General features: G+C 61.0%; 16 protein-coding genes. 8 read left to right on the top strand and 8 right to left on the bottom strand.

The annotated features are described in order from the left end of the window. Positions 1–55: 55 nt before the first annotated feature. Entirely contained in the window at positions 56–886 is an 831-nt protein-coding gene (locus tag JI748_RS02935; protein WP_201634917.1) for a sulfite exporter TauE/SafE family protein, read from the bottom strand. A gap of 272 nt (positions 887–1158) precedes the next feature. Here JI748_RS02935 and JI748_RS02930 point away from each other — a divergent pair, with 272 nt between their 5' ends. From JI748_RS02930 to JI748_RS02905, 6 genes are all read left to right on the top strand, one after another. Beyond that, positions 1159–3429 (top strand): OmpA family protein, encoded by a 2271-nt coding sequence (locus JI748_RS02930; protein WP_201634915.1) that lies wholly within the window; start codon positions 1159–1161, stop codon positions 3427–3429. A gap of 121 nt (positions 3430–3550) precedes the next feature. Continuing rightward, on the top strand, positions 3551–4066 hold the full coding sequence (locus tag JI748_RS02925) for a TIGR00645 family protein (RefSeq protein WP_201634913.1): 516 nt from the start codon (positions 3551–3553) through the stop codon (positions 4064–4066). Between the two features lie 133 nt (positions 4067–4199). Continuing rightward, positions 4200–4589, top strand: a complete 390-nt coding sequence (locus tag JI748_RS02920; protein WP_201634911.1) for a hypothetical protein — start codon at positions 4200–4202, stop codon at positions 4587–4589. Positions 4590–4744: 155 nt separating this feature from the next. Then, positions 4745–5428 (top strand): tellurite resistance TerB family protein, encoded by a 684-nt coding sequence (locus JI748_RS02915; protein ID WP_201634909.1) that lies wholly within the window; start codon positions 4745–4747, stop codon positions 5426–5428. Between the two features lie 76 nt (positions 5429–5504). Then, positions 5505–6545 (top strand): LLM class flavin-dependent oxidoreductase, encoded by a 1041-nt coding sequence (locus JI748_RS02910; protein ID WP_201634907.1) that lies wholly within the window; start codon positions 5505–5507, stop codon positions 6543–6545. Beyond that, positions 6546–7100 carry a hypothetical protein gene (locus tag JI748_RS02905; RefSeq protein WP_201634905.1) on the top strand — a complete coding sequence of 185 codons (555 nt, stop codon included), beginning with the start codon at positions 6546–6548 and terminating at the stop codon, positions 7098–7100. It begins immediately after the preceding gene. Here JI748_RS02905 and JI748_RS02900 read toward each other — a convergent pair. The 7 genes from JI748_RS02900 to dnaG all read right to left on the bottom strand — a co-directional run bounded on the left by JI748_RS02900 (position 7081) and on the right by dnaG (position 12556). Then, positions 7081–7302, bottom strand: coding sequence for a hypothetical protein (locus tag JI748_RS02900; RefSeq protein ID WP_164534380.1), 222 nt, complete (start codon positions 7300–7302; stop codon positions 7081–7083). The two genes, JI748_RS02905 and JI748_RS02900, sit on opposite strands and share 20 nt — an antisense overlap. Before the next feature lie 72 nt (positions 7303–7374). Next, positions 7375–7665, bottom strand: a complete 291-nt coding sequence (locus JI748_RS02895; protein ID WP_201634903.1) for an HlyU family transcriptional regulator — start codon at positions 7663–7665, stop codon at positions 7375–7377. 9 nt (positions 7666–7674) lie between these two features. Then, entirely contained in the window at positions 7675–7962 is a 288-nt protein-coding gene (locus tag JI748_RS02890) for a DUF2442 domain-containing protein (RefSeq protein ID WP_201634901.1), read from the bottom strand. Further along, positions 7953–8162 carry a type II toxin-antitoxin system HicA family toxin gene (locus JI748_RS02885; protein WP_201634899.1) on the bottom strand — a complete coding sequence of 70 codons (210 nt, stop codon included), beginning with the start codon at positions 8160–8162 and terminating at the stop codon, positions 7953–7955. The genes JI748_RS02890 and JI748_RS02885 overlap by 10 nt, the downstream gene beginning before the upstream one ends. After that, positions 8159–8362, bottom strand: a complete 204-nt coding sequence (locus JI748_RS02880; protein ID WP_201634897.1) for a type II toxin-antitoxin system HicB family antitoxin — start codon at positions 8360–8362, stop codon at positions 8159–8161. The genes JI748_RS02885 and JI748_RS02880 overlap by 4 nt, the downstream gene beginning before the upstream one ends. An 8-nt stretch (positions 8363–8370) precedes the next feature. Then, on the bottom strand, positions 8371–10428 hold the full coding sequence (gene rpoD, locus JI748_RS02875; protein ID WP_201634895.1) for an RNA polymerase sigma factor RpoD: 2058 nt from the start codon (positions 10426–10428) through the stop codon (positions 8371–8373). 187 nt (positions 10429–10615) lie between these two features. Beyond that, a complete protein-coding gene (gene dnaG, locus JI748_RS02870) occupies positions 10616–12556 on the bottom strand; it encodes a DNA primase (RefSeq protein WP_201634893.1) in 1941 nt (646 codons plus the stop codon). Positions 12557–12613: 57 nt separating this feature from the next. On the opposite strand from dnaG, the gene JI748_RS02865 reads away from it, so the two are divergent. Further along, positions 12614–13006 carry a hypothetical protein gene (locus JI748_RS02865; RefSeq protein ID WP_201634891.1) on the top strand — a complete coding sequence of 131 codons (393 nt, stop codon included), beginning with the start codon at positions 12614–12616 and terminating at the stop codon, positions 13004–13006. A 118-nt stretch (positions 13007–13124) separates the two neighbouring features. Then, positions 13125–14270, top strand: a complete 1146-nt coding sequence (locus JI748_RS02860; protein WP_201634889.1) for a GGDEF domain-containing protein — start codon at positions 13125–13127, stop codon at positions 14268–14270. The last annotated feature ends 59 nt before the right edge of the window (positions 14271–14329 follow it).

Here is a 14329-nt window from a genome sequence, read left to right as displayed (position 1 = left end):
GCGGACGGAATACCGTAGTCAACCCGTCCCCACCATCTCCCAGGCGGGGTCGGCTTTAGCCTGCCAGCACTTTCCAGAGCATGTTGAGCCCAACCGCGACCAGGAAGGCCGCGAAGACGTATTTCAGCGTCTTCTGGTCCAGCCGGTGCGCCAGCGCTGCGCCGAACGGCGCGCAGACGGCCGCCAGAACCGCCACGAGCGCGAAAGCCAAGAGGTTGACGTAGCCCAAGCTCAGCGGCGGCAGGCCCTCGACACCCCAACCCGAAATCAAGAAGCCGGCGGTCCCCGATACGGCGATCGCAACCCCGATCGCCGCCGATGTGCCCACAGCCTTATGCATCGTGTCGCCGAATGCCACCAAGGTCGGCACTGTCAGCGAGCCGCCGCCGATCCCCATCAGCGAAGAAATGTAACCTACGACAAAGGCCGAGATCCGATGCGTTATGGAAGAGCCCTTGAGGTGCCCCATGAGCCGGGTCTGGAACGCAAAGACGATGTTGGCGGCAATAGCAAAGGCCATGACGGCGAAGACGATGCGCAGGACGTCACCGGAAAACCAGCCCGCCATTAACCCGCCGATAAAGGTGCCGATGACGATAAAGGGCGTCCAGAGTTTAAGCACAACCATGTCGAGAGCGCCGCGCCGGTGATGCGCCCGTGCGCTCATGATTCCGGTGGGGATGATGATGGCGAGCGAGGTGCCGACGGCGACATGCTGCACCACCTCAGCGTCGAAGCCCATGAGCAGCAAGGCATTCGACAGGGCCGGGACGATCACCGCACCTCCGCCGATGCCCAAGAGGCCGGCAGCGACACCGGAGACTACCCCGGTAATCATCAGCCCCACCACAAATGGCCAGTAGCCGATCAGCGTGCCCCAATCCATGTCGGTCCTCCAATGCTCTGGGGGTCGGCCTATCACGCATCGGCCACTTGTGGGAGATCGGCAGGCGCCGATCCGTCCACCAGCCGCAAACATGCCCCAATTCATAGCCGGCACTGCCGCCGATGGCATGGAGGAACTAACCCGACCCGCCCGCGTTTGGAGCTTTGCGGGGACTGCTGGGCAGCAGGCGCAGGGGCGCGCTCCATTCAGGATCGGTTCAGGAACCAACCCCAATGCTCAGCAGGCGTGTGCCAACACAAAGGAATAAGAATATGGGTTTCAAGAACTGGCTCTTAGCCGGGACAAGCATCGGCTTCATGGCCCTTGCGCCGCTATCGGCTTTCGCGCAGGACGCCGACCTCCAGGCCGCCTATCAGGCCTATGTTTCTGCTCAGGCATCGGGCGATGCGGCCGCAATCGAAGCGGCCACCACAGCGCTGACCGAGCTCTGCATCGTGGGTGGCTACGGCAGCGTAGGCGATTGTATCGCGGCGCTGAACGCCACCGCACCCGCCGCAGAACCCGCGCCGGTCGAAGAACCCGCACCGGAACCAGAGCCCGCGGTTGAAGAACCCGCACCCATTGCGGAAGAGCCCGCTCCTGAGGCAGCTCCCGTAGAGGAACCAGCACCGGTCACCGAGCCTGAAGTCGCTCCGGAACCCGAGCCTGAGCCTATTCCAGAGCCGGTTGCCGAAGAACCTGCACCGGTCGAGGAAGCGCCTGCAGAAGTTGCTCCCGAGCCCGAGATGGAAGTCCAGGCCGCTCCCGAAGAGCCAGTTGTCGAAGCTCAGCCGGAAGAACCGGCCGCTTCTGAACAGCCAGCTGAAGTGACTGCGACCGAACAGTCGGCTGAACCCACCGTCACCGAGGAACCTGCCGCTGCGCCCCAGGAACCTGCCGCTGCGCCTGCAGAAGAGACCATCACGGAAGAACCCGCTACCCAGGATGCTGCACCCGCTGCCGCAACCGGCATCGATGGCCAGCTTGCCGCTGCCGTCGGTGAATACAATGCTGCCGTTGCCGAACTCTCGGCCGGTGGTGATGCTGCGGCCATCCAGCCGCGCGTCGACGCTGCCCTCGCCCAGATCAACTCGATCTGCTCGACCCTCGGTTATGCCGATGCAGCCACTTGCGTTGCTGATTATGGCCTGACCCTGTCCCCGCTTCCCGAAGCTGGTGCCGCTCCCGTGGCCGAACAGCCCGTGGTCGAAGGCCAGGAAACCATCGTCGAGGAAACCACTGTTGACGGTCAGCTTGCTGAACCTGTCGAGCAGCTTCCAGAAGGCGTGACCGCCGAGCAGATCGCTCCGGTGCTCGATAGCGCCAAGGACAACGAGACCAACGTCGAAACCGGCGCTGAAACCGAAGCCCAGGGCGAAGCTCAGATCCAGGCATCGGAAACCGAAGAAGTCGCTCCTCCGCCGACCAGCGACGCTGAAGCTCAGTCCGAAGTGTTCCGCACGTTTGCTGCCGAACCGATCCCCGCGGTGACGGCTGACGAAGGTACTGAGATTCAGGCTGCCGGTGACACCACCGTCAACCAGACCATCGTCAACAACTACGTCACCAACATCACTAACAACGTTGTCAACAATGGTGGCACGACCGTCGTCGACAACTCGACCAACGTGACCAACAACACGCAGGTGAACAACGTCCAGATCGTTGAAGCTCCGGTTGTTCAGACGCCGTCGGGCGACCCGATCACCCAGCTTATCGTTCAGGTCGGCGCCCAGCTAATCGTTAACTCGATCGGTCAGGACACGGATCGCTTCTACGACCCGCAGCAGGACGAGATCTATTACGAAGAGCTCTCCAACGGCCGCGTTCGTGAAGTGATCACGCGTCCCGATGGCACTCAGATCGTGACCGTGCGCAACCGCAACGGCGACGTTCTGCGTCGTTCGCGCATCACGCCGGATGGCCAAGAATACATCCTCGCCTACTTTGACGAAGAACGTTACGGCCAACAGCTCGAAACTTGGTATGATCCAGGTCGTGACCTGCCGCCGCTTCGTCTCAATATTCCGGTGCAGGAATACGTGCTCGACGCCCGCTACGCTGATGAAGATGAACTCGAAACCTTCTTCGCACAGCCGCCGGTGGAACAGGTCGCTCGCGTCTACTCGATCGACGAAGTGAAGCGTTCGGCTCGCGTTCGTGACAGCGTCCGCAAGCTCGAAGTGGGTAACCTCACCTTCGACACCGGCGCAGCCACGATCGGCCGTGATCAGGTCCAGGGCCTCTCTGCAGTTGCCAACGCCATGCTGGCCCTGCTCGAGCGCAATCCGAATGAAACCTTCCTCATCGAAGGCCATACCGACGCCGTCGGTTCGGATATCTCGAACCTTCGCCTTTCGGACCTGCGCGCCGCAACCGTTGCTCGCGTGCTGACCGACTTCTACAACGTTCCGCCGGAAAACCTGGCTACCCAGGGTTATGGCGAACGTTACCTCAAGATCCGCACGGAGTCGGCGGAGCGCGAAAACCGTCGCGTCACCATCCGCCGCATCACCCCGCTGGTCACCGTCGCCAACAACTAAGGCGACCTGCCGAACTTACCGAAAGGGCCGGACAATCGTCCGGCCCTTTCTACATGCGCCGTTCCGCCGCCTTGCAAAGGCCATCGGGCTTGTTATCCAAGCGGAAACGCAGGAGCCTGTCTTGAAAAGCCTGGAAATCTTTGTTGAACGCATCATTCTCGCCAGCCGCTGGCTTCTTGTCGCCTTCTACATTGGGCTGGGACTGGCACTCGCGACCTACGCGCTGACCTTCTTTGTCAAGCTCTGGGACTTCGCCAGCCACTTCACGACGCTTGGTGAGACCGAGACCATTCTCAAGATCCTTGGCCTCATCGATGCTGCCCTAATCGCCAGCCTCGTGGTCATGGTCATCATCTCTGGCTACGAGAATTTCGTGTCCCGCTTCGACAACGAGGAGGAGGTGCACTGGCTCGGCCAGATCGATGCCGGCTCGCTCAAGGTCAAGGTGGCATCGACCATCATTGCGATCTCCTCAATCCACCTCCTGCAGATTTTCCTCAACGTGCCCAATTACGACGACAACCAGATCCTCTGGTACACGGTGCTGCACCTGACCTTCATATTGTCGGCGCTCTGCTTGGCCTGGATCGATAAAATCTCGAAAAAGCCGCAAAAACCGAGCGAACCAAGCCTCTGAGCCCCGAGGCAAACACCTGAAAGTAATGAAGGATTCAGGCTAGCATCACAAAACAACATCCCATCACAACTACGGGAACTCCTTTGAAGTTAGACGCGTTTTCTAGCCAGCGTTGAAACAAAGGAGCGAAAACATGGCTACCCCCGAACGCGATACTGTTTATACCAACGATGCTAACCGCACTGTTTATACCCGCGAAAGCAACGGCACCGGCTGGTTTGTCGGCATCATCGTCGCCCTGGCTCTTCTTGCCATCGGCTATCTGGTCTTCTCGGCCAATTCCGGTCCGTCGACCACCGTTGACGTCAACAACACCCCGGCCATCGAGTCCACCACTCCGATGACCGAAACAACGGCTCCGGCCGCTGAAACGGCCCCGCTGACTGAAGCTGCTCCCGCAGCCGAAACGCCAGCCCTGGCCCCCGCTGACACTGCCGCTCCGGCAGCTGATGCCGCTGCCCCTGCAGCCAACACTGCTGCTCCCGCAGCTGATGCCGCTGCCCCGGCCGCTCCGGCCAACTAAAACCTGGTTTCAGGTAATCCCCTCGGCCTTGGCCCCTCCCTCCAAGGCCGCTAGAGAGACCCCGGTGCCCCGCCGGGGTCTTCTCTTTTGTCGCACCGCGTTGCGAACGGACCGAACGATGACCATCTGAGACTTCTGAGCCAACAGGAGCCCTCATGTTCAATATCGATCAGATCCTTAAAACCCTTCAGACCGACCAGAACGTGCAGCGCACGGCCATGACGGGAGCCGCAGGTCTTGCTGCCGGCATGTTGTTTTCGGGCAAGGGCGGAAAGCTCGTTGAAGGCGCCCTCAAAACCGGCGCTCTGGCCGCAGTCGGTGGCCTCGCCTACAAAGCCTGGCAATCGCATCAGCAGGCACAAGCCGGTCAGTCACAGGTTCCAGTGCGCGAAGATGCGTTCATTCCTGCCGCTGGTACCCCGGCTCAGGAAGAGCTTGGCAAGACCCTCGTGCGCGCCATGATCGCCGCAGCCAAGGCAGATGGCCGCATCGATGCCGACGAAAAGGAAGCAATTTTCGAAAAGCTCAAGAGCATGACGCTTTCCGCCGAAGAAAAGGCTTGGGTCTTCGACGAACTTTCGACGCCCCTCGACATCAACGCCGTTGTTGCTCGCGCCGATACGCCAGAACACGCCGCCGAAATCTACGCCGCATCGCTCGTGGCGATCAGTGCCGATACGGCGGCCGAACAGGCCTATCTCGAAGCGCTTGCCATCAAGCTCAAGCTCGATCCTGCCCTTGTTGCAGAAATTCACCGTCAAGCTGGTGAAAAGGCGCCTCAACCTGCCCCCACTCCGGCTTCACCCTGGGCCTATACGCCCAATGCCAACAATGTCTGACCGCGGCCGGTAACACCCGTGTGCGCTCTTGCAGGTGTGGGCCACGCTGTCCACATCTGCCGGCAAGGAGATCGCCATGGAACTCGGACTTTACTCATTCGCCGAAAACACGCCTGACCCGTTGAACGGCAACGCGCTGCAGTCGCCAGCAGAGCGCCTCCGCGATCTCATCGAGGAGATCGAGCTTGCCGATCAGCTAGGGCTGGCCTTTTACGGCTTGGGTGAGCATCACCGGTCCGACTATGTTGCCTCCTCGCCGGTGACGATCCTTGCTGCCGCCGCTGCGCGCACCAAGTCGATCCGCCTTTCTACCGCTGTTACCGTCCTAAGCTCGGAAGACCCGGTCCGCGTCTGGCAGCAGTTTGCGACGCTCGATCTCATCAGCAATGGCCGCGCCGAGATTATGGCTGGCCGCGGCTCCTTCATTGAGAGCTTTCCGCTTTTTGGCTTGAAGCTCGACGACTATGACGACCTCTTCGAGGAGAAGCTCGAAATGCTGCTTAAAATTCGGGAAGGCGGCAAGGTTGCCTGGCCTGGCAGCGGTCATACCAACCCAATTCCCGGGCTCGAAATTTATCCCAAGCCCCTCCAGGACCCGCTGCCACTTTGGATCGCAGTCGGTGGCACGCCGAACTCGGTCGCCCGCGCCGCCTATTATGGCCTGCCTCTGATGATCGCCATCATCGGTGGACGACCGCGTCAGTTCCAGCCACTCGTCGACCTCTATCACCAGACTGCCGCCAAGATGGCGCACGACCCGAGCAAGCTAAAGGTTGGCGTCTCAGGCCACGGCTTCATTGCAGCCGATAGCCAGGACGCCCGCGACGTCGCTTTTCCGGCGCATAGCGCCACAATGAGCCGCATTGGTGCAGAACGCGGCTGGCCGCCGACCACGCGTACGCAGTTCGAGTCGGGCACCACGCCGGAAGGCGCCTACTACATGGGCTCGCCGCAGGAAGTCATCGACAAGATCCTGATGCAGCACGAATGGTTCAAGCACGACCGCTTCGGCCTGCAGCTCAGCGTCGGCACCCTGCCTCACGACAGGGTCATGAAGGCCATCGAACTCTACGGCACCGTGGTGAAGCCCGCCATCGACAAGGCTTTGGGCAACTGATTGGACGCGGCGCGCTACACCGACATCGTCGCGCGCCGCCGCGCCTTCTCCTGGCCGGGTTATCGAAGCTATGGCGACGTCGGCCTAGATGGTGACTGGGTCACGCCCTATCATCTCAGCTGCAAAAGCCTGACAGGACCGGTGCTCCTAACCTACAATTTTCTCGACGCACCGACAGCGCTACGGGAACATGCGGCGCTGCGCCGGCAAGGCTACCTGCCGGAAATGGCGTTCAATCGAGTTCTCGATCTCGCCCTCGCACAAGCCGGAAAGGCGCGAAGCGACATATACGTCACCCATGCCTTTCATCTGCTTGCCAACAGCCGCTCGGAGCGCATCGCTACTGCCGCTGTCGATGCGTCATTCGACGCCATCGCGCGCCATGAGCTTTTAGGCAGGCCCGTCATTGCCCTGGGGCAGGAAGCCGCCCGACAATGCCGCCGTCACGCTCTGCCTCATCTAGCCGTGCCGCATCTCAGCGCCCGCGGCACGGCTTTCGCAGTTCGCGCCGCAGCCCTGGCTGCGGCGCTCCAGATTACTTGCCAGAACGCTTGATGGTCTTGATGGCCAGCGGCGGCTGCCCCGACTTTTCGGAAATGGCGCGATCCTGCTCTTCGATAGCGGCACGCGCCGGCTCGTCGCCATCGAGGCCACCAAGCAAGTTGGCGTCGACCTTGCGGTTGGACCGCTGCGAGCCGTCCTCATAAACGATGTCGAACATCACGAATTCTGAGCGGGCGGTTGGCTTCTTGGCCATGAAAAACTCCTGCGGAAAAAACAACCGCGAGTCCTGCGGCCCGCGGTTTTCGATTGGAAACAACGATGAGGGCTAGCGGAAAATCTGCTCGCCCTGTTCGTCGATAATTTGGCGCCCCTTGGCTAAGGCCAGCGGGATCAGGTCGTCCCGCGAGGCCATGCGTTCGGCGCGGATATAGCGGTAGCTCTTGAGCTCGCCGCCAACGTCTTTTTCGATCAGCCCGGCCAGCTGAAATTCGCTACCGGCCTTCATTTCGATTGCCTTGATCAGAAACCCCTTATAGCTTTCCTGATCCATGACCTTGTCGCCGGCCGGCTCGTTCTTGGCGGCACCGCCACCGAACAGGTTCTTCCAAAACGACACGGCGACCTCCTAGCGTCTGCGCGGCGGCCTGGGACGTTCCAGCTCACCGCGCTTATCCATCTCTTCCTGCAACCACAGCGGCGAGATGTCAAAATGATTGGGCCAGGTCGGCGTCCCGTTGGCCAGTTCCACTTTGCCAAAAAACGCGCGATCCCTCAGCGGCTCCGTCCCCTCGCCACGCTCGCCCAGCATCGGCGCCGCATTGAAGGTCCCAAACGTGCCGTCGGAAAACGTCACCGACAGCTTGAACGGAATGGCCGCCCGTACCGCTGTGACTTTGAGACGATCTACCGCCATTCGTTTTCCGGTATTTCAGCCAACCGAGCCAAATGTCTCAGGAGGCCCATCTCGAAGGGTGTGTTGCCATGGATCGGCAGCGAAATACGTGCGGCAACACCAACTTTGCCGTAGATATGGTGACTGCCACTGATCCGCAGCGAAACCCATCCCTTAGCCTCGATCATTCGGGCAAATTCCTTACCCGAGATCGACGTCATACCGCCAGTTCCAGCGTCCGTTCAAATCCTTCGCTCACCGGCTCCAGCGGCTCGATGGAAAGGCATCCCAGAATCGCCTCCCGAATGTTGTCATCCAGTTCGTCGAGCGTCTCACCCTGACTGACACAGCCAGGAATGGCAGGCACCTCTGCCCAGAAGCCACCCTCTTCTGCCTCGTGCACGATGATCTTGACCTGCATTCTGGCTCCTAGTTATCCAGAAAACTCCGCAGCTTGCGGCTCCGGCTGGGATGCTTGAGCTTGCGCAATGCCTTCGCCTCAATCTGGCGAATACGTTCGCGCGTCACCGAGAACTGCTGACCCACTTCTTCAAGCGTATGGTCGGTGTTCATGCCGATACCGAAGCGCATACGCAGCACGCGCTCTTCGCGCGGCGTCAGCGATGCCAGCACGCGGGTCGTCGTTTCACGCAGGTTGGACTGGATCGCCGCATCGATCGGCTGGATCGCATTCACGTCCTGAATGAAGTCGCCGAGATTGCTGTCTTCTTCATCGCCAATCGGGGTCTCGAGCGAAATCGGTTCCTTGGCAATCTTGAGAACCTTGCGGACCTTGTCGAGCGGCATCTGCAGCTTTTCGGAAAGCTCTTCCGGCGTCGGCTCGCGGCCGATTTCATGCAGCATCTGGCGCGACGTGCGAACGATCTTGTTGATCGTTTCGATCATATGCACCGGAATACGAATGGTGCGCGCCTGATCGGCGATCGAACGCGTGATCGCCTGGCGGATCCACCAGGTTGCATAGGTCGAGAACTTGTATCCGCGCCGATATTCGAACTTATCGACGGCCTTCATCAAGCCAATATTGCCTTCCTGGATGAGATCGAGGAACTGCAAGCCGCGGTTGGTGTACTTCTTGGCGATCGAGATCACGAGGCGAAGGTTGGCTTCCACCATTTCCTTCTTGGCGATGGCCGCTTCGCGTTCGCCCTTCTGTACCTTGTGCACGAGGCGGCGATATTCGCCGACATCGAGGCCCGCTTCGGTGGCCAGTGTCACGATATCGCGCCGAATGTCCGCAATGGTGTCGGTCTCGCGCCGGGCGAACTCGCCCCAGCCCTTGCCCGCGAAATTCTCGAGTTCCCATTCCCAGCTGGGATCGACCTCGCGGCCATAATAGTTTTCGAGGAAGTTCTCGCGCTTGACGCCATAGCTTTCAGCCAGACGCAGCAGGCGGCCTTCCAAGCGTACCAGGCGCTTGTTGATGTCGTAGAGCTGTTCGACCAGGCTCTCGATACGCCCGGCATTGAGCGACAGCGACTTGACGTCGGCAATCACTTCCGAACGCAGCGTGCCGAGCCGCGCATTGTCCGCGTCGGAAACGGCCGCTGCACGGTTTTCCGCATGCCGGTCCTGCATCTCGCGCATCTTGCCATAGGCTTCGGCGATGCGATCGAAGGTCTCCACGACCTGCGGCTTGAGCTCGGCTTCCATGGCCGAAAGCGACAGGGCATTGTCGAATTCGTCGTCATCGTCGTCGACCGGATCCTGGGGCGCTTCCGGCTCTTCAGGAACGTAATCGTCGTCTTCGCCCGAAGACGCGCGGCGCGGCGCCGGCTTTGCGGCAGGCTTGGCCGCCTCCGGCTCTGGACGAGCCGGCGCAACCGGAATTTCGGGCGCAGCCTGCTTGGCATCGGGGCCAGCATAGGTCGCTTCAAGATCGATGATGTCGCGCAGCAGAATTTCGCCCTGGGCGAGCTGGTCGCGCCAGATGATGATGGCCTGGAAGGTAAGCGGGCTCTCACAAAGCCCTTCGATCATGGTCTCGCGACCCGCCTCGATGCGCTTGGCAATGGCAATTTCGCCTTCGCGCGACAAGAGCTCCACCGAGCCCATCTCGCGAAGATACATGCGCACCGGATCGTCGGTACGGTCAGAACCGGACTTGGTATTGGAGGTCGAAGCTAGCGCTGTGCCAGTTGAGGTGGCAACTTCCTGGCCGGTGTCTTCCTCGTCCTTCTCGACTTCGGTCTCTTCGACCTCATCCTCGTCGACGACGTTGATGCCCATTTCCGAGAACATGGACATGAAGTCTTCGATCTGCTCCGAGCTGGTCTCGTCGGAAGGCAGAACGGCGTTCAGTTCTTCATAGGTCACATAGCCGCGCTTTTTGGCGACCTTGATCAGCTTTTTGACCGCAGCATCGTTTTGATCGATCAACGGGCTGTCGTTGGAAGCCTCGGGGCCGCCGGATTCGGGCTTCTCCGTTTCCTTGCTGCTGGCTTTGTTCGCTGCCTTGGTGGCCATCTGGTACTCCTCGGGACCCGCGGGCGCCGGGTGCCGGTTGTGTCTTAGGTGGTGACAACTCAAGACAAGGTAAAGGGTTGGTCACCGAGGCGTTAACGCCGTGTGAGACCTGTTCGCTCCGATACGTCGTGGCACTGATTCGCCACAACGCAAAATCGCGCATCGTCGCAGGCCTTGAGGGTTTCCCCTAAAAACTGCGAGTTGCGCGTCCCGATAGCGAACCAAATCCTTCGATCAATGCCTCTGTGCCATCGACAGTGGTAATCTGGTTCTTGATGTCTCGCAGCCTTTCAAAGGTTTCTTCGCTCGGGTCTTCGCCCAGCGCGGCTTCGGCTGCTTTGAGCTCTCTATTTAGCTGAACTTTCTTGGTATGCAAGGCCAGGGCGTGACTTAAACCGATCTCGGCGTCCACTGCAGCCGTTTCGGCATCCACCTGCCATACGCCTTGCCGCTGCAGGCTATCGGCCATCCGGTCCAGCGCCGGCCCATGCCCCCGCACCCCCAGCGCCGACCGCAGATCGGCCGCGCTGATGTCGTGGTGCCGCACGGCAAGGGCAAGAATGTCGCTCAAGACCTTCTGCGCAACCGGTGTCTCGCAATCAAGCGCTGCCAAAACCTCGAACTTGTCCTCGACCAGGGACGGATGGTTGACCAGCGTCAGGATGATCGTCGCCTCGCGCGGGCTTGCATCCAGCACTGCTCCCGATCGCAACAGCCGCGAATTGCGCAAAGTGTCCGAAACCACGAGCCGCGGCGTTCCCCGCGCCGGATAACCATAGGCGCCGCTCTGCCCATAGGCAGGCTTGCCGCCACCGCGCCAATTGTCCCGGCCGCCCTGGCGGATCGGCGCGAAAAAGGCTTTGAGCTTTTCATCGAACGCTTGGGAATAATGGAAGCGAACGGTCGAATCCTGGATGCCGTTGGCTCGCTCGCGCAACCGCGCCTGTAACGCTGCACGCTCCTCGGGAGCATCGGGCACCAGCCCGCCTGTCTCGAAGCTCCAGATCATGTCCGAAAGGCTGCGCGCCTTGTCGATCACCTCGGCAAACGCGCCCCTGCCCTGCGCCTTGATCAGGTCATCCGGATCTTGCCCTTCAGGGAGCGTCGCGATCTTGACCGTCTTGCCGGGTTTCAGATGCGGCAGGATCAGTTCCGCTGCCCGTTCCGCTGCCTTTAACCCCGCCTTGTCCCCGTCAAAACACAGCACCGGCACATCCGCCATGCGCCACAAAAGCTGCAGATGCTCTTCCGTCAGCGCCGTCCCCAGCGGCGCCACAGTGCCCTCGAAGCCAGCCGACACCGCTGCGATCACATCGAGATAGCCTTCGACCACCACCACTGTTGCGCCATCGCGAACTGCCTGCCGTGCCGAAAAACCATTGTAGAGCGTCTGTCGCTTGGAAAAGAGCGGCGTTTCCGGCGAGTTCAGGTATTTGGCCGGCACATCGGCCGACAGCGCCCGGCCCCCAAAAGCAATGACCCGGCCGCGAAAATCGGTGATCGGAAACATGACGCGGTTGCGAAACCGGTCATAGGTCAGCGCATCACCCTCGCGGCTGGCAACGAGCCCGGTATCCACCATCGCCTGCGCTGACACGCCATTTGCCGCCAGATGTTCTTTGAGACCATTGCGGCTGTCCGGGGCGAAGCCGATCCGGAAACGCGCCTGGCTCTGTGGCGATACTCCGCGCTCGAAGAGGTATCCACGCGCCCGCGCCCCGATATTGTGCGCCAGCGCCGCTTCAAAATAGCGGGTCGCCAGTTCCATGACATCGATCAGCGTCTTCTGCGCGGCGTCGCGCTGCTCGGTGCGCTCGTCACGCACCGGCATCGGCACGCCCGCCATGCCGGCGAGCTTTTCGACCGCCTCGGGAAAGCTCATGCCCGCCTTTTCGGTCAAGAACCGGAAGTGATCGCCCGAGGCACCGCAGCCAAAGCAATGATAGATGCCGCGCCGGTCATCGGCGTGAAAGCTCGGGCTTTTCTCGGCATGAAACGGACAGCACGCCCACATGTCGCCTTTGCCCGGCTGCGACTTGCGCTTGTCCCAAAGCACATGCTCGCCCACCACCTGCGTAATCGGCAGGCGCTGACGGATCTCCTCGAGAAACGTATCGGAAAAGCGCATGTGTGTTATCTAGGCACTCCTGTGCCCCAAGTCATCAAGAGAGAGTTTTCCACAGCCATGCCGAAGCTCGCCATGCCCATGCCGGTGCTGCTGATCCTGACCGTTGGACCAGCCGTGCTGATCGGCGCGACGCTGTGGATGGCCAATAGCCTCGTGCCGGCTTGCACCATTACAGAGATTGAGCGGCTGCCCGCGCCCGATGGTCAATTCGATCTCGTCACCTTTTCCCGCGAGTGCGGCACGACGACGGCACCCAACAGTCAGGCTGCGCTTGTCCCACCCGGCGAGGAAGTGCCCTATGATGCTGCCGCTTTCTTCTCCACCGATGCGACGGCGGCCCTCGATCCTCGTTGGACCGGCGACGGCGTCATTGAACTGGCAATTCCACCCAGAGCAACCGTCTTCCGCCAAGACAATGCTGTTGCAGGCGTCGCCGTCAGATATCGGTAAGCTAGCGCGGCGTTAACGCATCGCTCACCACGTCTAAAATTGTGGGCACTGTGAAATATTTGCGTGGAACTTTTCGGCTAGAACAAGCGAGGGAAAACGACGTGCCGGATGAGTGACGATGATCGACAATACCTCACTTCTGATCGGCATATCCTTTTCAAGCGCTTCCCTGACCCTCGCTCTTCTGGTTGGCTGGCTCAATTCCCGTCGCGAAACCTACCTTATGCATGGCGCCATCGGCGTTGCGCTGATCGTTGTTGGCGTCGGCATCATGGGCTTTCGCGACGGCCGATATTCGCTCGAATATACGCTCCTGCCTTATACGCTCATCTTGAGCGGCTTTGCGCTCATCTACTCCGCCTCGCGGCTGTTTCGGGACGTCAAAGCCAATCTGGTGCCGGCCATTGCTGCCGGCATCATCGCCCTTGTCGTGACGGCGGTGCCCTTTTTTCTGGGCTATACGGGCACGGGCACGATCATGATGAACCTGAGCGCCGCCGCTTTGATGCTTTTATGCGCTGGTGAATATTGGCGCGGCCGGCAGGATGCGCGGGCCGCTTTGCTCGCCAATGTCGCCCTTTATTGCTTCACCGCGCTGTCCTTTCTCGCCTGCGCCATGATGCTGGTGCTCGAACAGAATTGGGTGCTGCAGGCCCCTGCCGACAATTGGGCCGAGGACTTCAACTCCATCATGTCTCTGGTTGGCCTGACCGGCATCGGCGCCATCACCCTGACGCTACACCACTCCCGCGCCGCCCGCCGCCACCATGCAGAGGCCAACACCGACGCCCTGACCGGCGTTCTCAATCGCCGCGCCCTCTTCACCCAGTTCGATGATGACACGATCGTCACGGGCCTCGCCGTCGTGATGTTCGATCTCGACCATTTCAAACAGATCAACGACCGATACGGCCACGCCCGCGGCGACCTGGTTCTGCAGCAGTTTTCCGGCGTCATGCGCAGCCAGCTCCGCAGCACCGACATCATGGCGCGCTTGGGCGGCGAAGAATTCTGCATCATCCTGCCTGGGCTCACCCGCGATGCCGCTCAAGCCGTCGCCGAGCGCATTCGCACCGCTTATGCCGCCCTCCACATTCCCGTCAGCGATCTTGGCGCCACCGCCACCGTCAGCGCCGGCCTAGCCACCGGCAGCGCCAGCGAAACCTTCTCTTCCGTCCTCAGCCGCGCCGACGCCGCCCTCTACAAAGCCAAGAGTGCCGGCCGCAACCAGATCGCCCTGGCCTCGCTCCGTCTGGTGGCATAGCCGCCTACCCGCCCCCAGCCACCGGCTGTCACCCCGGCGGAGGCCGGGGCCCATCTCGA

This window comes from Devosia rhizoryzae, from assembly GCF_016698665.1.
Lineage (GTDB): Bacteria > Pseudomonadota > Alphaproteobacteria > Rhizobiales > Devosiaceae > Devosia > Devosia rhizoryzae.
The sequence above is the reverse complement of the archived record's forward strand: the minus strand, read 5'-3'. Positions and strand labels throughout refer to the sequence as shown.